The sequence below is a fragment of the Gracilibacillus boraciitolerans JCM 21714 genome (assembly GCF_000521485.1).
Lineage (GTDB): Bacteria > Bacillota > Bacilli > Bacillales > Amphibacillaceae > Gracilibacillus > Gracilibacillus boraciitolerans.
Genome location: NZ_BAVS01000088.1, coordinates 1 through 638 on the forward strand (window position 1 = coordinate 1; position 638 = coordinate 638).

The window sequence follows — 638 nt, forward strand, 5'->3', positions numbered from 1 at the left end:
AGAAACGGTTCACTATTGGTATGAAGATCATCGAACGGGGAAACGAATCGATAAGAAGATAAGTGTGTATCAATTTATATATGAAATGCTTCAACATATACCACCGAAGCATTTTCGTATGGTAGGCCGATATGGCTTGTACAGTAGAAGGTCTTATCAGAAGGCAAAAGATGTTCTTTGCCTATACACATTTATGAGAACCAAACAAATCACCTTATTATTAGAAAATAAAAGAAAGAAGAAAACGTATCGTCAACGTATGATAGAATCGTTTGAAAAGGATCCGTTTCAATGTCCACATTGTCATCAGGAGATGGAGTTAATAGGAATATGGCATGCGGATTATGGATGGATATATCATTATATGGAAGATATAGAAAAGGAGCGATGTAGAAAATATGGGATACCCTTTCGACGGAAAAAAATCGGATGATGGCATGGAATGGCTAGGTGATGATCCATTAGGATTAAATGAAAAAGAAGTACTCCTCTTGTTTCAATGCCTGGACTGCAAGAAAACTGATGACGTACCTGAATTTATCGTTGGTGAATTCAGTGTGGATTTAAATGAGGGAGAAGAAGTAGAATTACATTGCCCCCCACTGTAATGGCACTATGATAGAAGCGAGAAACGTCCC

The 638-nt window shown here is 37.6% G+C and carries 2 protein-coding genes; both read left to right on the top strand.

Features of this window, described 5'->3' with window-relative positions; genetic code table 11:
- The coding region (locus JCM21714_RS17820) for a transposase (protein WP_035726513.1) at positions 1 to 433 on the top strand (433 nt) is incomplete at its 5' end.
- Between the two features lie 4 nt (positions 434 to 437).
- Positions 438 to 608: a hypothetical protein gene (locus tag JCM21714_RS17825; RefSeq protein WP_235183038.1), complete on the top strand. Its 171-nt coding sequence runs from the start codon at positions 438 to 440 to the stop codon at positions 606 to 608.
- Positions 609 to 638: the final 30 nt, after the last annotated feature.